We start from the raw sequence: 21792 nt of genomic DNA on the forward strand, positions 1-21792 counted from the left end.
ATATTTAGAACGAAAACTCTTTGAGTCGATCTGTCATTTCATAATCGCCTTCTAGCTCCGCTGCAATATCTTCTGCCATTTGGGCATGCCACTGTTCTTCCGACCACATTTCAAACTTATTAAGTTGTCCGGTTAAAACAATCGATTTTTGCAACTCGGCGTGTTGACGTAATTGGGCAGGTAATAAAATGCGGCCTGCTTTATCCATATCAACTTCATGTGCATTACCTAGTAATACACGCTGAACACGTCGTTCTTGAGCATTCATAGAAGATAATTGACGTAACTTAAATTCAATTTCTTCCCACTCAACTAACGGGTATAACAACAAACACGGCTGGTGCAGATCTACAGTACAAACCATTTTACCTTCAGACTCAGACAGCAAAAGCTCACGATATCGAGTTGGTATCGATAATCGTCCTTTACTGTCTAATGATAAGGTATTTGCACCGCGAAACATTGTCGCTCCATTTTGTGGTTGTTATTTCCACTGTTATGTTTGGGACTGGGTACCAATATATCCCACAATTTCCCACTAACACACAGTTTAGGCTTCCATTCAATATATTGTCAAGCTAATAAGCGGCAAGTTTTTGCCGTAAAGAACCTTTAAAACAAGGCTTTTGAATAAGGTGCTGAATATCGTGGGAAATAGTGGGGAGTAAGCATTTCAAATTATCAATAAAGTCAAAAAAAATAATATTAGAAATTTGCCAAAAAATTCGATTTAAGCAATAAAACCCACGTCACCTACTTTAATAAAACTTGGCTAGCTTTAGCCTGAAACATTTACAACCTCCTACGTAAATGTTTCATACAGCATCCATTGAACCAATGCCAAAAACAAACAAATCCGTTTACTTTCAGTAATTTAAAAAATGGCACAAAGTTGGCAACAGCTAGAATGAACAAACAGGCGTACCCTCGAAGCATTTAGGTACGCAGATGATTATCATTAAGGAGACGTTTATGAATAAGTTAACTAAAACTTTATCAGCAGTAGCAGTGGTTAGTGTATTGGGCCTTTCTTCACAAGCCGAAGCTAACGACTGGAAAGACAAAAGTAAAGATGCATGGATAGACGGCAAAGCTGAAACCGTTTTACTCATGAATACAAACCTAAACTCCTTTGACATTAATACAGACGTAGAAAAAGGTGTGGTGATTTTAACGGGTAAAGTCGACAGCAAAGTTGAGCGAGACCTAGCCGAAGAACTCATCGAGTCATTAGATGGCGTAAATAGCGTGGAAAATGAACTCACCGTTATGAACAAAGACAAAAGCAGTTTTGGTAATACCATGATGGATGCCAAAGTCGCCACGGTATTAGAAACAAAATACTTACTAGAGTCTGAAGTTTCAGCAACAGACATTGATATTGAAGCAGAAAACGGCGTCGTTAAATTAAGCGGCTTGGTATCTAGCGATGCAGAGCATGACTTAGCCATCGCCATTGCAAAAAATACTGATGACGTAAAGCGCGTTATCGATGAATTAGAAGTAACTGAAGAATAACCTGATACTCTCCATCTTGCCCGCTATATGCGGGCTTTTTTTTGCCCTTTTACAAAACCCATTACTAGTAAAACCTGCGCTAAGTAATAGGTTGTCATTATGCTCAAACCCTCTGCTGGAACCGTTACCACAAACTTGTTAATCGCTATAATGCTGTCGGACACAACAAACGTTAATGCTCCAAGTGTTATAAGAGGGTTTTGGTTTTTTAAGCCTAAAGTGCTCATGGCCATTGCGAATATGACCAACATATAAAATAGAACCGGTATTAATAAAGTGTCAGTTTTTGGCAAAACAAAAGCCATCATCACTATAAAATACGTTACAAACGATAATGTCATTTTGTTTGCTGCAAAGGTTAGCTTTTTATAATGGCAAATTAAAAATAGGTAAAACACATGCGCAACAAAAAATGCAGACAAGCCAAATACAAAGCTATTGTTTATGGGAAGCGCTAAAAGAATGTCACCTGCAGCCGAGAAGGCTAAAGCGCCTAACAACAGCAACCTGAACTTACCGGCTAATGAAAACCAAACAAAACCAATTAGCATAAAAATAGGCAAGGCTTTATGAAGATATTGCAATGGATAGCCATCCAAGCTTAAACAAAACAGATAACTTAAGCACTGCACGCTGTATATAATAGGGAAGTAAACGGCTTTAGATTTAATGAGGTTGATTCCTAGTAAGACAAACCCAACTTAACGTAACACATTATTGTTTATAGAAAAAAGCCCAACTGTTAGCTGGGCTTATGTATTTTGTTTCAATATGTTTTTAGTGGTAAGTCTATAAAGTAAACTTGCCTATAATGCCGCTAAGCGTTTTAGATTCACCGTCTAATTTAGTAACTAAGTCATAACTACGCTGCATACTAGTGGAAGTATCATCTGCCGTTTCCGCAATCACAGTAATGTTCATGCTTATCTCGCCTGTTGCTGCTGACTGGTCACGAGTGGCCGATGCAACGTGAGTATTCACTTCTGTTAACTTACCAACTTCGGTTGATATGTTTGTTAAACCTTCTACGCAAGACTGTAAAAACTCTGACGTTGCTTTTGCACTTTGGTTACCAGCTTGAATATCGTTTACCGTCTCTGATGTTTGCATTATAAGCTCACTCATTAACTGACTAATTTCCGCTGTAGATTCGTTTGTGCGTTGCGCTAAGTTTCGTACTTCATCAGCAACGACTGCAAAACCTCTACCTTGCTCGCCCGCTCTAGCCGCTTCTATTGCTGCATTCAGTGCCAGCAGGTTAGTTTGTTCTGATATACCACGAATCTCATCCAGAATATTTGTTATTGAACCTATGCTTTCTGACAGTTGGTTAACCGAGCCGACAGACTTACTCATTACCGAGTCTAGTTTGCCCATATTTTCCATGGCTTTGTTTAGGTTTTGTGTGCTGGTTAATACGTTATTTTCCGTTGTATTTGCTACTTCCGATGCCCCCTGTGCACTAAAGGAAATTTCCTTAACCGTTGAGTCCATTTGTTCAATCGCAGCAGCCACCGAAGTAGTACTATCACTTTGACGTGTTGAGTAGGACTGTGACAGTTCAATTTGTTCAAAAACATCAATTGCAATGGCTTTTAATTGATTTGCGCTCTCAGAAACTTGAATAAACATAACATGTAGCTGCTCTAGGAACTCATCAACTTGTTTGGCCAAGTCACCGATCTCATTGTTTTCTTCAATTTGTAGTCGAGCAGTTAAGTCGCCACCTTTACTATTTAAATTAGTTACCGCCGCTGTAATTGAATCGATAGGTTTGAAAATTAAATCTGATAAAAACTTAACGCCAACAGCGCCAATCAAAATAATAACCAACGCGATAATAATATTGGTCATGATGGCTTGATTTATCGGGCCATATAACTCTTCGCTGGGGACTTCGGTTACTAAATACCAATCGAGTGACTTTAGTTCCATCGCAAGCATCGTTTTGTCTTCACCGCCGCGGCTAATTTCAGAGGCTTTGTTAAGAATGGAACCTATCGCTACTTTTTTTCCTCTCATTGACTGATCAGGGTGTAACTGAATAACTCCCTCTTTATCAACAAGGTAAACAATACCGGTTTCAATCACTTTATATGATGCAATAAGTTGAGACATGGCATCTAGCGAAAGCCCCAACCCCGCCAAACCCATTTTATTGCCATTTACAATCACTTCATAATTGATAAACGCCGAAGCCTTGTTTGAAGACTTATCAACATCAATACTAATTTCATATGGTGCTTTACTTGCTAGAAAGGCGTCAAACCAAGGATCGCTTGACGAATTTACTTGTCGCACAACCCCGTCTTGGGTGTAATAATTTTTGCTTTTCGACGAAACAAAGTAAGCGCTAATAGCACCATATTCACTCTTCAATGTATTAAGGTGACTTGTTAAAGCGGTTAGTTCGGAGCTTGGTTCTCCAGCTTTAATCCAAGACTTTATATACTCATTCTTAGCCAATGACTTAGAAGGCAAAAGCGTTTTTTGAATATCAAGTTCAACCCCATTTCGAACTTCTCGTAAAGAAGTTGGTAATGTAGTTTCTTCTACTTTGTTAGATAAAAAAGTAAGTGTTGATGCAGCAAAGAATCCAGTAGTAATAGTCACTGGGATAACTAATGCAGCAATGAGTACAAAAAATAACAGCCGTTTTAATTTCATGTTTTCTCCAATCTAAGAAGCGCTTAAAAACGCCAAACGCCTAAAAACTGAACTGCACTTTCATCAACGTCAGTTCCTAACTTGTTGTTCCAATATTGGTACTCAACTCCGACAAACAGTTGCTCTGGTTTTTGTGACAACGCTTTACCTAAATCCCATCGCATTTGAACCTGAACTAATGTCCAACTATTAGAGTCAACATTTAGAATTTCAGTTTGTCGCTCATCAATATATTCAGCGTGCCCTTCTATATAAAACTGCTGATCGCCCGCCGAAATTGGGTATCGCCACGCAACATCAATCATCCAGCTATCGTCTTCTTTGGGCGCGCCTCCATAGGCAATACCTTCATTGTCATCTATGTAACCCGTTAACAATACGTTAAAAAACTGAAACCCATCTAGATTGAGAGAAAATTGAACGCCAGGGAGGTACTTTAAAATATTTGATTCAGGAGCCGCATTTATCCCCATCACTAAACTTACATCGGAGAGTAATCCGCCATATTTGATGTCGAACAAACTGTTAGTACTAAATGTGGGATACCACTCAAGGTATAATGAGTCGCTGTTTTTTACGCTGCTGTAGTCAACGAAAAAAAAGTTGCCACCATAATCCCAACCACTAGAGTGTTGAAGCGTAACAATAGTGGTATTTTCGGACGTTCCTGGCGCTGCAAACGCTTGGTCAAGATCGCCGTATTGAAGGTGCATTTCTGTTGAGCTCCAATTCGAAGCAAAAACAGGGCTAGAAAGGAAAAGAGAAGTTGCTGCCAAGCCAACAAGAGTGCTTTTTGTCGCCATTTACGTAAACCTTAAAAAATTGATCTACATAAAGCGTAGCACCAGATTTAAATAGTGGTGTTATTTGCTTATAAATATTAGGTATTTTAGAACTAAAAGCATTAAATTCCCTAAAACAGGTCAAAGAACCTTTAAAAACGGCCAATCACTGGATCATAGTATCGTGCCTGCATATAAAGTAATTAAAATTTTTCCAAAAAAAAAGAAACTCCGAATAATCGAAGTTTCTTTTAGTAATTTAGCTTTCTAGACTTATGTTAGCCTTTATTTAGGCTTAGTCCGTGGCTAAAACCAGAACATATTTGTGCTTGGTTTGATTTATTTTTTCACCGTCAGCTTTGGTTCTAAACCTTCTGTTAATCTAGCTGCAAGACCTGCATAACGATATCCTTGTAACTTACCGTCGTGCTTTTTCGCTGCTGATTTTAGCTTAGACTTTAACTCAGTGGCGATGCCTCTCAACATTGCAACAAGAGTCGGAGATGATTTAGTCGATGAAATGTCTGCTAATAGTTTTGTCACAAAGTAGTCTTGTAACATGATTGTATATTGATCTGACTTAGGGCGACGAGATTTAATGTCACCGAAAATAGTATCAACATATTTATTAACCGTTTTTACCGGATCCATCACATCTTCGCCAGCCGCTTGTAACTTTATTAGCGAGTCTAGGCGGTGCGCAGCCAATGGACTACCTACGGCTTGTCTAATAATAGAGTTTGCATATTGCTCAAACTTATCCTGACCAATGCGTTTTAGAATTTCTTTGTTATTCCAAAACTCAGGTAACTTAACGCCGTTGTCTATTAAAAACTGAACAGCACGTTCCTGCTTTTTCTTAGGGAAGATTTCAAAGACTTGTTTTTCTTTATGATCTTGAGTTAACTCATTGCGGTACATCACACCACCAACCGCTTTAGCAACGTGGCCAAGCTCTCTAGCGTGTTGTTGAATCACAGTTTTGTATGCGTTGTCTAACTCGTCATAACCCTTGTTTGGTTCAAAGCTAGTAGAATCGATCAAGTTAGCTATAATACGCTTTTTGTTCTTCTGCCCTAGTCTTGTTGCTTCAACAGGATCATCACCAATCGCTTCCGTTAAAATACGTGGATCTAGGTAGCTTGGCTTAGAGTAGGCATCCCAACGTAGACGGTCATCATTTAACTGACGGTCTGCAATTTTACTTAAAAGAACCGTTTCTTCTTTTGGCGTAAGGTTACCTTTAAATTCTTTGTAACCCCACTCAATTGCAAACTTGTCATACGGGCCTGGATCGTAGTCAATTGGCGACACACCATCTTCTGGTTGTATTACATAGTTAAATCGAGCGTAATCCATGATTGATGCTGACACACCAAATTCTTTTACAAATTCAGGATCTCTTAACTGGTCAATCGTGTATGAATTATTACCAATAAAGTTGTGGTGTAGGCCTATTGAGTGACCAACTTCATGAGCAACAACAAAACGAACTAAATCACTCATAACTTCGTTTGGTAAAGGTAACTTTTTCGCTCTTGGATCGGTTGCACCGGCTTGAGCAAAGTACCAACCTTCAAGTAACTTGATTACGTTGTGGTACATACGCACGTCAGCTTCAATAATTTCGCCTGAGCGAGGGTCAGCAACATGTGGCCCTTGCGCGTTTGGAATGCCTGATGGAATCCAACGAACAACTGAGTAACGAGCATCTTCTGGATCCCAGTCTGGGTTTTCTTCCATGCTAGGTGCCATTTTTGCAACAATACCGTTTTTAAAACCAGCCTGTTCAAAAGCTGACTGCCAAAACTCAATACCTTCTCTAACCGCTTCAACATATTTCTGCGGCGTACCACGGTCTATGTACCAAACGATCGGCTCTTTTGGTTCACTAACTTCTAACTCTGGGTTCTTCTTTTCTAAACGCCAGCGTTTTATGTAGCTGAACGAGTCCAGTTTGTTTTTCTCAGAGCTGTAGTCTGAATAGTTCGCTGTAAAGTAACCTACTCGCTTATCATAAAAACGAGGTTTCATTGGCGTGTCTGGCAACGCAAAAATAGAATGACGTATTTCTTTAGTTTCGTTTACTTTTGCACTAGTAAATTGCGCTAATACTGTTGCTTCTATATTTTTTTCAAACGCCTTAACTTTAGTAATCAAACTGCTCTTTTTATTCAGTTTGAAGCTTGGTGTTTTTGGCGCTTTCGGGTTTCTTGGCGCTCTTGGTGCAGGGAAAAGCTCTTTGTGCTGTCCCATATATAAGCTTGTAATGTCTACAACAGGTGACTTAGCGTCGTCAGTTGAGAACGTTGCAATTGGAAGCTTGGTAATAATCGCATCGATAGACGCTTTTTTAACGACTAACGACTCTCTAGAACCATCGTCAGATACCACTGAATAATTACGGCTACGTAACAAGATATCGTCACCATGGCGTTCAAAAATCACATATTGACGACCGATATCAGCACTAATAACCCCTTTTCCAGGCTGTGTGCCTGACGTTTTGACTTGCCAAACAAACTCACGACCTAACTCAACAGCTGGGATCTCAAAGTATACTTTGTTGTCCACAAGGTGAGTGGTAAAGATACCTTTTGAAGTTACCGCTTTATCAGTAACAATATCTGCATAGTCTTTAAACTTGCTTTTTTTCTTGTCTTTTTTATCTTTTTTGTCCGCTTTTTCAGCGTCGTCTGGTTTTTCAGAGTCTTCATCTTTATCAGCAGCTAACAAAGTGTAAACTGGTGCTACACTTGAATTAGACTTATTTAGCGCATCAATCTCAGCTTGCGTCAGAACCGTCGCAGCAGAACTGAAACTGGTGATGCTTAACACCAGCATAGTTTTATTTAGTAACTTCATATCGGTATATTTAATCCTGTTCCAAAAAATTATTATTTTTATTTATCGTTCAATGCTCTTTTGCACGTAATAGTTTTATTTTATATAAATGATTATCACTAATTAGTCTATTTATCTGAGACTAACCGTTATTTAATAGGGTTAAACTATTAGTACTCTAATTAACGTCGCCCTTTACATCAATACATACCGCAACAAAATTTCATTAAACTCAACAAGAAAACCCGCTATTCGAGCATCGCTCTACAAACTTATTTAATCAGTTTATTCTTTTATTCTTTTATTCTTCAAGCTTATCGTTTTTTGGCTTATAGTTTTTTAGCTGGTAGCTTTGTTAGCGTGCCCAATTTTTATATCGATTCCCTTTAAATGTGTATCTCTGGAGTAATTAAGTTTTGAAAGCAGTAGTCATAAAAGAAAATCAACAAGAGCTGTTAGAAGACTTTATTCGCTTAAACGAAGAGTGGATATCTCACTATTTTGAAATTGAAGAGGTTGATCGTGAATTGGCAGCAAACCCAATAAAAGTAATTGATAATGGCGGGTATATTTTTAGCCTAATTGACGAAGGCGAAGTCAAAGGCGTGTGCGCTCTGTTTAATAATGGAAACGGCATTTTTGAGTTGGCTCGAATGGCTGTATCGCCAAGTAGTCAGGGCAAAGGGTTCGGTAAAAGATTAATTGAACATGCTTTGGCTAAACTTACTGAAATTGGTGCTCAACAAGTTTATCTTGTTTCCAATACTAAACTAACGGCCGCAATTGAGCTTTATAAAAGTTACGGCTTCAAAACCACCTCAGAAGGCCAGCACCCTGTATACACTAGAGCCAACATAGTGATGGGCCGCCACTGCTAACAACCAAAAACATTTGCTAGTTGCTAGTTGCTAGTTGCTAGTTGCTAGTTGCTAGTTGCTAGACGAGTTGAACTGCTTAATTTTGCTTATCGCTAGATAAAACATCTACCGCTTTATCTGGAAAATCAGTGAAAACGCCATCAACACCAATATCAAAATAAAAGAATCGTAACAGTTCAGAAAAGTCCTTAACATAACTAGGCACCTTGCCCTTGTCTGCACGGAATGTATATGGATGAACTAGAAGCCCAGCTTTATGGGCTGCCTCTACTAAACCGTTTGACTTGACTGTTTTTAGCTTTTTATTTTCAGTTACTAACATAGATTTCCATGGACCAATCCCATCAGCATATTGTGCAATTTTGTCCATATTTTCAGGTTGAAGCATCCAGTCATAACTATATGGTACTGCCTCTCCATCTTTATAGGTCACGGTTTCGTTCCAACTTGTCATTGCAATTAACTGCACAAGCCTGAGGTTCACATCAAGTTGAGGCATCAACTTCTGCTTAATTCTTTTGAGCTCATTGGCATCAAAGCTTTGGACAAAAACCTTACTTTCGTGATTGATATAACCGTACTTTTTGAGTTCCAGTAGCACGGCTTTACTTATGTCTTTACCGCTGTGTAAATGGAATGCGGGCGACTTTATTTCAGGATACAGACCAACATTTTTACCTGTACTTTTATTTAGCCCCTGTATTAACTCAATTTCGTCGGCGAAAGTATGTACTTTAAACTTAGACCGCCAAATAGGAAATCGGTCTGGATAGTTAGCCTCAATAATTCCCTCTTTTACAGAAAATCCCTCTGTCATATCAAGCGTTTGAATTTCCGCTAAGGTAAAATCAATAGCATAATAACGCCCATCTTTTCGGCTTCGATTTGGAAACTTATCCGCTACGTTTGTTACTCGGTCTAAGTAATGATCGTGCAATACAACTAAGTGATCATCTTTTGTCATCACTAGATCTTGTTCAATGTAGTCAACCTTCATTGCGTAAGCCATCGCTTTTGAAGCCATGCTGTGCTCTGGTAAATAGCCACTGGCACCACGGTGCGCGATTACGATTTTATGCTTTTTCACCATGTCCGGCTCAATGCCACTGGGTTTTAGGCTGCTTGGTTTGAGGCTACTTGACTCAATGCGGCTCAAGCCACTGCTACTAAATTCTGTTTCACTCGTGGCATTACAAGCCACTGCAAATGGAAGCAGTGCCACCAGCGAGACAACAAATAGGTTTTTCATAGACTTCCCTTAACCATTTTTAAACACACTCCGCCACTATCGCCTTTAATATAAAAGCATTAGTCATGCAGGCTTAGTTAAAACGTAAATATATAAACTGTATAAAATTATGCCGCCCAAAAATGACAGGACAATGAACATTCTAATTAAGAATATAAACATTTCAGAAGACACTTACATTGTTATTAATTTACTACTTAAATTGACGCAACCGAGTTCATTACAATTTGTAACATTTAGTACGCTATGTTTACTGGTATTTATTTGATGATGATGGCTATTTACTGTACTTTGTCGCCGCATAAACATCACAAGGAAAGTTACTTTGAAGTCCCTAATCTCATCAGTTGTATTACTAGCGTCTGCCGTATTTTCATCTTTTAGCCCAAGTGCAAATGAAATTCTAAATCCCAAACTTGATTGGCAAGTGCTGGAAACACCAAATTTTAAAATTCATTTCACACCTAATTACAAAGATTGGGCATACAACGCGGCCAATGAAATGGAACATGCTCAAAATTTAATTAAACAGCAACAAAACAGAGTATTGACCGAAAAAGTAGACGTTGTTGTTTTTGATCCGCTAAATAATTCAAATGGTTTTGCCCTAGCGTTTAGCCATAAACCATTTATGGCGCTATATGCAACTTCAGCGCTATCAGAGACCGTCATTAGTAATAGCGACAGTTGGCCTCAATTACTGGCGCTGCATGAGTATGTTCACTTGGTGCATTTAGGGCAGCAGGACAGAGCAAAATGGCGCAACACAATTCGAAAATACCATGATTTATACGATGCCTATGCCTCAGGATTAAATCGTTGGGTGTCAGAAGGTTATGCAACCTTACTTGAATCTAAGCTTACGGGACGTGGACGTTTGTTTGATGCACAAGTTGAAGCCACTATATTGCAATACGCTCGTGAAGGGGCGTTGCCAAAATACTCTCAGTTAAGTGCAACATCTGGTGGCTATAAAGCGGGTTCAATGGCTTATTTAGTTGGCGTTCGCTTTTTAGCTTGGTTAGAAAAAGAATATTCTGAGCAACATTTAGATGCTGTTTGGACAAGAATGCGCGGTGAAGCAAATCGTAATTTTGACAAAGCGTTTGAGGGCATATTCCAACAACCAGCGTCACAACTTTATAATCGATTTGTGGCAGAATACACGCAAATTGCGATGAACACAGAACAACAGAGCAATGCCGCTGAATTGTGGTTTGACGCTGATTTTGAACTACGTTCGCCAACCTTTAGCCCAGACCAAAGTAAGTTCTTAGCCGTAGAAGCCTCTAATGATGCATCACCTAAATATAAACTTTCGGTATATGAAACGGCTATTAATGCCAAAGCCATCGAAACGTTTAACAATCAAAATGAAGCTATTTTAAAAGACGACCCACAGGATATTGCCAACAACGAGCCTCGAGTATTTAATAGCAAGCGTATCAAAGCCTTAAATTCTATTAACGGGAAAGGTGTTAGCTATCCAAGATGGCTGAACGAAGAGGTTGTGCTTTATGTGGCAAGCTCTACGGACAATCAAGGCCAGCAACACCAAGATTTATTTAAATGGAATATCTCTTCTGGAAACATAACGCAATTAACAACTAGCTTAAACATTCGTCGTTTTGATATTTCCTCTGATGCTGAGTTTATTGTCGCTGAGCGCAATGAGTTTGGTAAATCTAGTTTAATTAAGTTGGGCTTAAATAGTTTGGGTCTAGGCAGTTTGGGCTCAAATACTTCGGATTTAAATAGTTCGGGTTCAAGTAATTTAGACTTAGATAGTTCAAGCTCAAACGGCTCGGTTCACAATCAAGGCAAATTGGCTTCAGCCATCGAACTTAAAACACCTTCGATTAAAGAGAGTTATGACTTTCCAAGGCTCAACCCTAAAAATCCTGAACAATTGGCGTATTTATCAAAAAGTATCAACGGCAACTGGTTAGTAAAACTAGCAGACTTAGGTAGCAGCAAAGGCGATAATACAGGCAGCAACATTTCTACTTCAGACAAAACAATAGCCCTGCCAAGCGACTACCAATTTTTGTCTTACTTAAACTGGACACCTGATGGTGAGTCATTGCTGTTTGTTGCCAGTCAAAGTAACCAGTTGTTTGCCTATCAATATGACATTAAAAGCGCTTCTCTTAGTCAAATCACAAATGGTGAACACCCGGTAGCATGGCCAACCGTATGGAAAACTGAAGACAAGTCACGCTTAGTATTTGCTTCTACTCGCTCTACTGGCCCAAACCTTTATGTGCAGCCTTTACAAAAGACTGAAAACACAACATTTACAACTCAAATTCCAAAGCCACAAACTGAGCGCTCTCAATTCACAAAAAATACGGATTCTAAGTATTTGATGCCATTGGCTGGCACTAAACATGAATTAGCGAACGCCCCTTCGGTACCATACAACTCAAAAGCTGGGTTACACGACCAAAACATATCTTTGGTTTTAGCCGGCACTAACAGCACTGCATCTTCTAACTTAATTGAAATTGGCATAAAAGGCGCAGACCTAATGCAACGACTAAGCTGGATGATTTCAGTAGGTAGTGACGAAGTGCTGTCGGGCTATAGCGGTTATATGAGCTGGAAGGGTTGGCCTGTAAATGTTGCAGCCAATGCCTTCTCCATCGAGATTGACCCTTCAAAGCAAGGTGATGATGTTTTAGGAACTAAAATTAACAAAGACGGCTTTAACATTGCTGCTGATTGGAGTTATGGTATTTATCAAGGCTTGTTTGAGACATACCGCGGGCAATTAAATACAAGCTTAGCTTACTCTAGTTTGGATGACGTTCAGTTTGCAGTCACTCAAATTGATAATACTGGCAATACCATTCAAAACTTAATGACGAATGTTGGAAATAATGAAACCTCATTCCAAATTGGTCATAAGCAAACTTTATCTTACGACATGCAAGAGTTTGGCGTGTTTCAATCTAGTGACATAACCTGGTTATCCGGCGAAACAGAATATACAGGTGGTCAAAAAGAAAAATGGACTGGCCATCAAGGTTCATTCATATTGGAAGCAACTTGGTTAGATGTTTCTCTAATTGCCAATCATACATGGGCAACTCGAAACGACAGTGACATAAACTTAATGAGTTTCGGTGGATTAGACTCAAATATTCTAGCAAGCCACAATTTACCAAACTGGGTATTTATTCCTGAACTTCCATTTGCAGCGGCTACGGGTAACGACTTCAGTCGCAATACAATTAGCATTGGTCCAAAAGGTGGTTTTCAGGTTTACTATTCTGATCTTGAGCTGGATACTAAACCTAGCAATGCCAACGTATTTACACAAAATACCGCTCGTGAGTATACTATTTACGGCGTTAGAGGTGACATTGCACTTGAGCTTATTGGACTTGGTTTAACAGGCATAGACGTTGAATTTGGATTGGCTAATGTCACTGAAAAACGACTAAGCGATGACAAAGAAGATACTCAAGCTTGGATTAGCCTTAAATACAATTACTAATAGAGCTTTTAATTGAGCTTATTGTTTGAACTCAACCCCCTCTAAACCATGCAACAAAACTTACAATGGTTCAGAGGGTTTTAACTGGCAAAGCTATAATAAAACAAAGCTAGTTAACAAGTAACTCAACCAGTAACCGATGGAATACGCTACCAATAAATACCCTGCCATTGATAAATAGCTAATAAAGTTCAGCTCTTTTACCTTGCTCATGGCAATAATGCCTGCAGCAGAGCCAATAACCAACACAGAGCCACCAACACCCGTTGCATAAGTGAGTGCCAACCAATTTGCTGTATCCATCTGAATGTCGGCTTTTAGCAAAGCTGCTGTTAATGGCACGTTATCAAGAACAGCAGACAGTAGTCCAAGCAAGTAATTAGCGACGCTGATATCAAAAACTTGATATATCTTGGTTAACTGTAGCAAGACTCCCACTTCTTTTAACATGCCAACAATAAGCAACACACCTAAGAAAAACAGCAATGTATCGAACTCTATTTCACGTATATAGTTAAGGATATTTTTATTAGTTTTACGAACTAAATACTGGCCAATTAAAAACATACAACTCAAACCAAACAAAAACGTTAGTACGGGTGGTATTTGATATGCTGCGTTTAAGTATAAAGTACTGCAAATAGTTAAAATAAAGACACCAGCAATGACCTTATCTTTTCCTTCAAGTGCCGTATAGCTTCTTTCGAAGGTTAGTTGACCACGCATGTTTCTTGACAATAACGCGGCAAGAATTAATACAGCTGTAAGCGATGGTAATATTAAAAGCAATAAATTCGCGATACTGACTTTGCCGTCCAAAAAGATCATTAATGTTGTCACGTCACCAGTGATTAAAGAAACACCACCACTATTCACCGCAAATATGATTAAAGTGGCATATTTTAAGCGCTGTCTTACGGGTATTTGAAGTGATGCTATAACCGCAACGGAAACAAGCGTCGCTGTGACATTATCTGCAAACGAACTGAATACAAAGGCAAAAAAGCCAAGTAAGAACATGAACTTTCTCTCGGACAACTGACTCGGTAACATTCTTTGAACCAAGTTAGAAATAAACCCTTTACTATTTAAGTAGGCTACAAACGTCATTGCTGACATTAAAAATAACCATAGCGTGGCAATTTCGAGGAGGTTTTCGTTAAGTTGTTCAGTGATATCAGCAGCTGTTGTCCCATGAAGGGGATTTAAGTAAACCAAAATCCAGCTTAATGTGCCGATAAAAAGAGTAGACTTGGCTTTGTCTACGTGGATTACCTCTTCAAAGACAACAAGAAGTAAAGCAATAATAGCGAGAACAATTATGACAGTTGTCATGATTTTACCAATAATTTTAGATGGATAAGATTTGGCCGGCAGTTTAGGTTTAATATCTATGTTTTACTAGCGTATATATCTATTTTTTTAAAATTCATATTCTAATGAAAATCGCAAACTATGATCTTTAATCTCATTGCTAAGTTCAGATATGAAACCCAGTTCCCACTTTAATTGTTTTTGCCCTGAAAAACGACGCACCCCCATTAATGCGGGCCCTATACCAAAGTAATTCTCTCCGGTATAAACTTCTATCGAGGGTTGTACTTCTGGCATATAGCGATAACGATATTGTGCTCTGAATTCTGTTTCAAATTCGTCGTCAATATCATCACCCCACTCATAAATTAGGATAGCGTTGAGAGTAAGGCTATTCCTGCCTATTTCCTTTTCAAACAATATCCCTGTCGCAACTTCTGAGGACCCAATCAAAGTATTCCGTTCAATTTCAAATATTGCTCCCCAATCGGCCCAATATTGACCCTGTTCGGTTAACATCAAGCGGATTTCAAGTTCGTAGGATTGAAATTGAAAGTTACCAACGTCGTCGCGTTCAGCAATTAAATATAACTCAGCAGCAACCCTAGCACTTAACGCTCGGCCATAGCCAAAACGTTGAGCTAATCTATTTTTCTCATCTGTTTGACTGGATAAAAAGCGCCATTCAAATTCTTGCTCATTAGCCAACACAAGTGGGTGATAAACTTTATCGGCAACAATGCCATCGGCTGTTGCTTGTCCAGAGACTAACGTGACTAACGTGACTAACAAAATTAATATCGTTAGGCGTTTCATAGTTTATTCCTTTGAAAATTAAAGAATACGGCAACCCCAGTAATGAGATATACGATAATAAAAAGCTGAGATGGTGCAGACTCAAAACCTACCAAGGCTTTTAGTATGTGTCCAAGTTCAGATTGCTCTGAAATAATATGTTCTAAGCTCCCAAGGCTTTGTGAGCCCAGAGAAATAGCGTCAATCTGGTGCAAATGATTTACTATTTTAGCAGTTTGCCCTGCAACAAAAAGCGCCACAAGAGCATAGACTGAGGAACGATTTAAGCTATAAAGCTCATTTAGTACGAAGCTCCATAAAATATAGAAACTTATACATATCCCCAGTCCCATTGCACTGCTAACAATAAGTGTATTGATTGACTCTACCACTGCCATTTCGACAGAAAAATAAAGAGCAAACGAAGAAAAGGTTAAACCTGTAAAACAAACAACAGCAAGCCAAATAGAGTGTGACTTTAGATTTTCGGATTTTGAGCCTAAGGTTAAAATACAACCAAGCACGCTAATTAACATCAGCATAGATAGCCATTCGGTTCCAGTTCCATCAAACCAGTCGTTGCTAAACTCAAGTGCAGGTCCCACCAAAAGTATTAATAAAAGAGCTAACAAAAGGCTCCATATTTTGGATCTATTAAATTTAAAAAAAGAGGGATAGAAACTTTGTAAGTAAGCAAATAGGATAAACAAGGGCAACAAGTCTCTAAGAAAAATAATGACGGTTTTAATCATTGTTCTTCCTTGCAGTAGTTGTCTGAGGCGACACAGCAACTATGGTTCCTTGTGCGCTATGCGGATGAAACTCGCCAAAATACTCGTATCGCCCAGGCTTTAACGGCCCAATAAAAATCACAGATTTTTTGTTAGGAAATAAAACTTTTTCTCTATTTAGGTCAAAACTATCAAACTCTTCTGCTGAGTCATCTTGATTTAAAATAACTAAACGAACTTTTTTACCCGCTGGTACCTTCAATTCCGCAGGAGAAAATGTATTATTTTTTAGGGTAATGGAATATTCACCAGCAAACATATTACAACTAAATACCCAAAATAGGCCAAGCATTACCTTTATTGATCTTATGGTTTGGCGATGTAGTGCCAATTGACTTGTGGGAGCCAGCATCTTATGACCCATCATCATGGCCTATAGGAACATAGACCAATACTTGCAATCCACCTAGCTCAGAGCTTGAAAAAGACAGTCGCCCACCATGTAATTGCACGATATGATTTACGATGGATAAGCCAAGTCCCGAGCCTTTTTGACCTTCAGTTCGTTTGGCTCTATAAAAGCGTTCCGTAAGCTTTTCTAAGTCTCCTTGACTCACACCTTCACCTGAATCATCAAATGTTATAAGCATACAGTCTTGTCCAGGCAATAAGCCTTTAGAGCTAAAATCAACTTTTGTTCGTTTTACCGATACATAAATTGAACCGCCAAGAGGGGTGTATTTAATTGCATTTTTTAGAATATTTTCAAACATAGTACTTAGAGCAAACTCGTGTCCGACCACAGGTTGCGATTGACAATTCAATTCGATTGACTGGCCTTTTGTACTTATATCATTATAGTTTTGCGCTATTACTTGCTGTAATACTAGTTCTAGATCACAACTCACTTTATGTTCGTTAAAGTTCTCTTCAGTAAATCGATGCAAGGCAATGATTTGCTCGATGACGTGCGCCAACCTATCAGTATTTTTTTGCAACTGTTCAAACGTGTCATCCGATAAGTTATTTTGATGAAAAGCTTTTAACGCATTATGAAGATTAATATTTAATACACTAACTGGAGTGCGAAGTTCATGGGCTGTATTCGCAGATAGCTGTCGCTCTCGAGCAAAGGCTTGTGATAAGCGGCGCAATAACTCATTTAAGTGACTAACAACGGGTGATAGCTCTTTAGGCGGATGACCAATATCTATTAAACTTAAATCAGTGCTGTTCTTTAAGTCTAATGCGCCCGATAAAACCACCAAAGGCTTCAAGCTTTTTCTAATGAAGTAAAAAACAAAAAGTCCAATAATAGGCAGAGCAAAAACCAAAGGTGCTATTGCTTCAATCAAGACACTTTCGGCCGCGGCTAACCTGAGTTCTTTCGCGTGAGCAACAATCACAATACTAGAATCATTTGCATCGTCTAACGAGTTTGCATAAACACGCCAACGCTTTCCGTTAGCACTAACCTCATCAAAACCATTAATTGTAAGGGTCAGTCTTTTTTCAGGCGCCCCGGAACTTTTCGCAACAAGTCTATTTTCTCGCCATATCTGAAATTGCAACGTTTGATTTGTTAAAGTTACTGCGTTTATATGAGATGCGTTTTGCAGCACTGAGGAATAGGCCACCAGCTCTTTATCAAAAAAGTCATCTAACTGCTCAGCACTGCTTTTATAACCATACAGTCCCGCAAAAAATGTAGCTAAAGTAACCGTTGCTAGTATCAGCTGTGTGAGTTGTCGTTGAATCGACACTTAACTTGGTCTCACAATATAACCAACACCACGAACGGTATTAATAAAGCCAATGGGTAGCTTTTTTCTTATGTTGTGAATATGGACTTCAATGGTATTGCTAGTAACTTCTTCACCCCAGTCATACAGCTTGGTTTCCAGTTGAGCCTTAGACAAAATTCGTCCTGCGTTTTCCATCAATGCTTTCATTATCATGTACTCTCGTCTTGATAGCGAAAGGGTCTCTGATTCTACTGTGACTTTGTGATCGTGAAGATTTAATTCTACGGTGCCAATTAATATTACATTGCTCGACATTGAGTTAATCCTACGACCTAAAACACGAACCCGAGCTAGTAGCTCTTCCATTTCAAACGGCTTAGAAAGGTAGTCATCGGCGCCTAAGTCTAAACCCGACACTTTACTTTCGATGCCATCACGTGCCGTTAGAATAAGTACGGGCTTGTTTGCATCTTTTCCTCTTATTTCTTTCAATACTTGCAGACCATCCATATCTGGAAGTCCCAGATCTAACACCGCAAGGTCACTATCTGGAAAGGCTAATATTGCGTGTTGACCAGATTCAACCCAGTCCACTGCATATCCTTCATCGTGAAAAGATTGTTTAAGTGCGCTACCTAACGGTATGTCGTCCTCGACTAGCAATAATCTCATTCATAAATCCAATAGGTTAATCCATTATTTTTTAAAAATGCCGACGCTTGTTTCGCTTTAGTCATCGCAATAGTACACATCATTCCTGCTTGTATACAGGTAGGTGCTGCAACTGTAATTGAGCGCGGAGCTTCCACAATTGGCCAACCTGTTTGAGGATCCAAAATGTGAGTGTAACGCTGACCATCTTTAACAAGAAATCGATTGGCATCTCCACTTGTTGCTAATCCACCTTTTTCAATGGATAACAACTTTTGTTCGGTATTGGATAAACCTTTTAAATCAATCGCCACGATCCAAGGCTTACCATTTAAACGAGGGCCAGAGGAAAATATATCTCCGCCAAAATTAACCAAAAATGGTACCGAATGATTTTTTACAGCTAATTGCTGTAGTAATCCTTGAGCTACGCTATCAACAGCATATTCCTTACCTATGCCACCAAAATCCAATTCCATGCCAACCAAAGGGAGCGTTATATATTTTTGGTCATAGGATATTTTCTTCCAGCCAACAAACGGTAAAAGTGCCTCTACTTGGTCTTTATTGGGAACATTATCACTACCATCAAATTTCCACACTTTACGCAAAACCCCTGATGTGATGTCGAACATGCCCTCACTAGCCTGATAACAAGCATCTGAAAACGCTAATAATCTAGCAGTCTCATCGTCAATAGCTATGGTTTTGCCCTTACTATTATTTATCTGGTAAAGCATGTTGTTGTTTTGATAGCGCGAAAATTTATCTTCTATTCTCCAGGTTTCTTGAGTTAACCAGCAGGCTAACTCTTCGACAAGCTCTTTATCCCGGCTATCAAACAACACCTCACATGGGCTCGCCATTGAAAAAAAGGATACCGCTATACAATCCGCACGGTGCTCTATATTCAGTGTCCTTTTATTCATATTTGCTCTTAGCGATTACTTAAAAAGAATAGTTAACTTGTAGCACAACCGCTTGTACTTTTTCAAACATTGGTAAGCTTTCAAGCTCTGTTGGTAATTCTACTCCTGGATTGTTTGGGGTTTGTTGGAAAAACTCCAGTCTGAATGACATTTCATCACCATTTTCTAACGGGAAGCCATACTTTAATCCAACGGTAATACCGTCAAGATCACCAACGCGATAGTCCGCACTAACGTGCTCTGGAAGTGTTTCTGAACCATAAATGAAAGGCTCATAAAAGTCGGCTGCTTCTTGTTGGTAATAACGAACATGTGGCTCAAGGTAACCACTGCTAATAGGCATACGATAGCGAATATCAAAAGTATTTGATTTTATTCCCCAATCGTCCCACATATAACGATATGAGAAGTCTAAAATTGAATCTTCAAAGTGATATTTAGTTTGTGCAAATAGGCTTTGCTTTGTTCGCTCATTGGGTCTCGATTCATACAAGTTTTGTTGAACAATACCACTGTCGTCAACTTGACTGACTAGTTTGTAGGGATCGTTTTGATAACCATCAACTGATGAATATGAATAGTTTAGTTGAACTAACATTCTACGATTTATAACTTGGGTAATACCGAACAATAGATCAACTGTATCTTTGGTCTCTTCATCACCTAAGGCATTCAAACGATAGCCTTGGTCTTCTATATAGCTTTGTGCTGACGGTAAAATTGGCGTTAAAGGGTCTGACACTCCACCCACTGGATTCAGTACGTCGTGAGCTAAAGAAAAACCAGCTGACAATGTGGTGTTTTTATTATAAAAATCTTTCGCTACACTGCCGTTTACCCCTAAAGATAAATAATCATACTCTTTGGAAAAATAACCACCGACACTGCCGGTATAATCATTTCCAAACGGCTGTGTCCATTGACCATTGAATTGGACACGAGTATCGCGGAAGGTATCATCAAGTGGCAATTCACCGGCTTCAACATTGTAATTCCCATTTCCCGATGGGCGAGTAAAGCTCTGTATCGTTGGTTGAGCCACAGCGCCCGTCGCCGATGCACCAGTCAGGCTATCCACCGTTAGCTTCAAGTTTAATAGCTTTGCGTCTCCAAAATCTTTTGTGGCCGATAAAATACCTTCAAAAGCAGAAACTCTATCAGTTTCGCTGTACACCATGAGTGCTGAGTCAAACGACCAAGTAGATTCATTAACCACAGGCTCTTCTGCAGCTTGAACACCTGTACCTAATAGAGCACTGGTGGCTAGCGCTAGTACCTGACTCGCGTTTTTTTTATCTAATTGCATCCGCAACCTCCTCCGGCAAAACTGCGACCACCGCTAGATGCTTCTTTACTAAAGTAAATATGGTCGTCAAGTGCGGCATCGACTGGCGCCGAATTCAATGACATTTCTTTTTTGGCCAGTAAATCTCGCTCCCAAGGTTGTACGCCTAAAGAAGCACATCCACTTGTTACACTAATTAATATCACTAAAGAAATTAGCTTTCGTTTACTCTTCATCATGACTCCTCGCCACTACAGGCTGATCTCAAAACGCAAAATCACTTTTAATTAACAAGTTGGCTATTCACTAACTCGCTAGTAACTATCTTTATCAATTTATTAATCTTTCAAAAGCTGTTCTATTTCTAACTCGTATGTAGATATTTTTTTCTCAAAAAAACCCTTGTGACCCCGGACAAATTTGCCCTCTCTGTTCACCAAAAAGCTACTTGGCATCCCTTGCAATTTATACTTGCTAGCTAACTCGCCGTTTGGATCGTAAATAACTGGAAAAGATGCTGGCATGTCGGCTAAAAAACGCTGAGCTAAATCAAAGTCTTTGTCTACGTTAACGCTGATCACAGTGAAGTTTTGAGGTGCGTAACGACTTTGTATTTTGTTCATCCATGGAAAGGATTTTCGACAAGGAACACACCAAGATGCCCAAAAGTCCAAGTAGATAACTTTCCCTCTATTTTCCGTCAATACATTAACTAATTTTTGTTCTGCAAGCCCTGCTGCGGTCGCTGAATTTGTTTCCGCCAGATTTGGATTTGCCCATGCCATACTCTGCGTTAATATGAGTAAAGATACCGCGGCTACTATTTTCATGCCCATAGTTCTGCCAATAACAGCTTTTAAAGTACTAATCATTAGTTGTTTACCGCCATGTCATTCAAGTTT

General features: G+C 39.2%; 19 protein-coding genes. 3 read left to right on the forward strand and 16 right to left on the reverse strand.

The genetic code is table 11. The annotated features are described in order from the left end of the window. Positions 1-4: 4 nt before the first annotated feature. A complete protein-coding gene (gene mraZ / locus ABD009_RS05065) occupies positions 5-463 on the reverse strand; it encodes a division/cell wall cluster transcriptional repressor MraZ (RefSeq protein ID WP_155695689.1) in 459 nt (152 codons plus the stop codon). Positions 464-972: 509 nt separating this feature from the next. Between mraZ and ABD009_RS05070 the strand changes: the two genes are divergently transcribed. After that, positions 973-1518, forward strand: coding sequence for a BON domain-containing protein (locus ABD009_RS05070; RefSeq protein WP_343823241.1), 546 nt, complete (start codon positions 973-975; stop codon positions 1516-1518). A gap of 23 nt (positions 1519-1541) precedes the next feature. On the opposite strand, the gene ABD009_RS05075 is transcribed toward ABD009_RS05070, so the two are convergent. The 4 genes from ABD009_RS05075 to ABD009_RS05090 all read right to left on the reverse strand — a co-directional run bounded on the left by ABD009_RS05075 (position 1542) and on the right by ABD009_RS05090 (position 7832). After that, on the reverse strand, positions 1542-2102 hold the full coding sequence (locus ABD009_RS05075) for a lysoplasmalogenase (RefSeq protein ID WP_343823243.1): 561 nt from the start codon (positions 2100-2102) through the stop codon (positions 1542-1544). Between the two features lie 205 nt (positions 2103-2307). Continuing rightward, entirely contained in the window at positions 2308-4185 is a 1878-nt protein-coding gene (locus tag ABD009_RS05080; protein ID WP_343823245.1) for a methyl-accepting chemotaxis protein, read from the reverse strand. A gap of 23 nt (positions 4186-4208) precedes the next feature. After that, positions 4209-4988 (reverse strand): hypothetical protein, encoded by a 780-nt coding sequence (locus ABD009_RS05085; protein ID WP_343823247.1) that lies wholly within the window; start codon positions 4986-4988, stop codon positions 4209-4211. A 318-nt stretch (positions 4989-5306) separates the two neighbouring features. Then, positions 5307-7832, reverse strand: a complete 2526-nt coding sequence (locus tag ABD009_RS05090; RefSeq protein WP_343823249.1) for a zinc-dependent metalloprotease — start codon at positions 7830-7832, stop codon at positions 5307-5309. 395 nt (positions 7833-8227) lie between these two features. Here ABD009_RS05090 and ABD009_RS05095 point away from each other — a divergent pair, with 395 nt between their 5' ends. Beyond that, positions 8228-8689: a GNAT family N-acetyltransferase gene (locus ABD009_RS05095; protein ID WP_343823251.1), complete on the forward strand. Its 462-nt coding sequence runs from the start codon at positions 8228-8230 to the stop codon at positions 8687-8689. Between the two features lie 76 nt (positions 8690-8765). Here ABD009_RS05095 and glpQ read toward each other — a convergent pair whose 3' ends face one another. Beyond that, positions 8766-9938 carry a glycerophosphodiester phosphodiesterase gene (gene glpQ, locus ABD009_RS05100; RefSeq protein WP_343823253.1) on the reverse strand — a complete coding sequence of 391 codons (1173 nt, stop codon included), beginning with the start codon at positions 9936-9938 and terminating at the stop codon, positions 8766-8768. A gap of 325 nt (positions 9939-10263) precedes the next feature. Between glpQ and ABD009_RS05105 the strand changes: the two genes are divergently transcribed. Beyond that, complete coding sequence (locus tag ABD009_RS05105) at positions 10264-13440, forward strand: TolB family protein (protein ID WP_343823255.1); 3177 nt, start codon at positions 10264-10266, stop codon at positions 13438-13440. Between the two features lie 93 nt (positions 13441-13533). On the opposite strand, the gene nhaD is transcribed toward ABD009_RS05105, so the two are convergent. From nhaD to ABD009_RS05155, 10 genes are all read right to left on the reverse strand, one after another. Continuing rightward, positions 13534-14778 carry a sodium:proton antiporter NhaD gene (gene nhaD, locus ABD009_RS05110; protein ID WP_343823908.1) on the reverse strand — a complete coding sequence of 415 codons (1245 nt, stop codon included), beginning with the start codon at positions 14776-14778 and terminating at the stop codon, positions 13534-13536. Between the two features lie 84 nt (positions 14779-14862). Continuing rightward, positions 14863-15570, reverse strand: coding sequence for a hypothetical protein (locus ABD009_RS05115; RefSeq protein ID WP_343823257.1), 708 nt, complete (start codon positions 15568-15570; stop codon positions 14863-14865). Further along, entirely contained in the window at positions 15567-16301 is a 735-nt protein-coding gene (locus tag ABD009_RS05120; protein WP_343823259.1) for a hypothetical protein, read from the reverse strand. Before ABD009_RS05120 ends, ABD009_RS05115 begins: the two co-directional genes overlap by 4 nt. Next, positions 16294-16632, reverse strand: coding sequence for a cupredoxin domain-containing protein (locus ABD009_RS05125; RefSeq protein WP_343823910.1), 339 nt, complete (start codon positions 16630-16632; stop codon positions 16294-16296). Before ABD009_RS05125 ends, ABD009_RS05120 begins: the two co-directional genes overlap by 8 nt. A 61-nt stretch (positions 16633-16693) precedes the next feature. Continuing rightward, on the reverse strand, positions 16694-18043 hold the full coding sequence (locus ABD009_RS05130; protein WP_343823261.1) for a sensor histidine kinase: 1350 nt from the start codon (positions 18041-18043) through the stop codon (positions 16694-16696). Further along, entirely contained in the window at positions 18044-18697 is a 654-nt protein-coding gene (locus tag ABD009_RS05135) for a response regulator (RefSeq protein WP_343823263.1), read from the reverse strand. It lies immediately after the preceding gene. Continuing rightward, on the reverse strand, positions 18694-19605 hold the full coding sequence (locus ABD009_RS05140; protein ID WP_343823265.1) for an FAD:protein FMN transferase: 912 nt from the start codon (positions 19603-19605) through the stop codon (positions 18694-18696). The genes ABD009_RS05135 and ABD009_RS05140 overlap by 4 nt, the downstream gene beginning before the upstream one ends. A gap of 19 nt (positions 19606-19624) precedes the next feature. Continuing rightward, complete coding sequence (locus tag ABD009_RS05145) at positions 19625-20911, reverse strand: DUF3570 domain-containing protein (RefSeq protein ID WP_343823267.1); 1287 nt, start codon at positions 20909-20911, stop codon at positions 19625-19627. Beyond that, a complete protein-coding gene (locus ABD009_RS05150; RefSeq protein ID WP_343823912.1) occupies positions 20902-21126 on the reverse strand; it encodes a DUF4266 domain-containing protein in 225 nt (74 codons plus the stop codon). Before ABD009_RS05150 ends, ABD009_RS05145 begins: the two co-directional genes overlap by 10 nt. A gap of 102 nt (positions 21127-21228) precedes the next feature. Further along, positions 21229-21762 (reverse strand): TlpA disulfide reductase family protein, encoded by a 534-nt coding sequence (locus tag ABD009_RS05155; RefSeq protein ID WP_343823269.1) that lies wholly within the window; start codon positions 21760-21762, stop codon positions 21229-21231. Positions 21763-21792 lie beyond the last annotated feature (30 nt).

The sequence above is a fragment of the Psychrosphaera haliotis genome, assembly GCF_039523615.1.
In the GTDB taxonomy this organism is placed as follows: Bacteria; Pseudomonadota; Gammaproteobacteria; order Enterobacterales; family Alteromonadaceae; genus Psychrosphaera; species Psychrosphaera haliotis.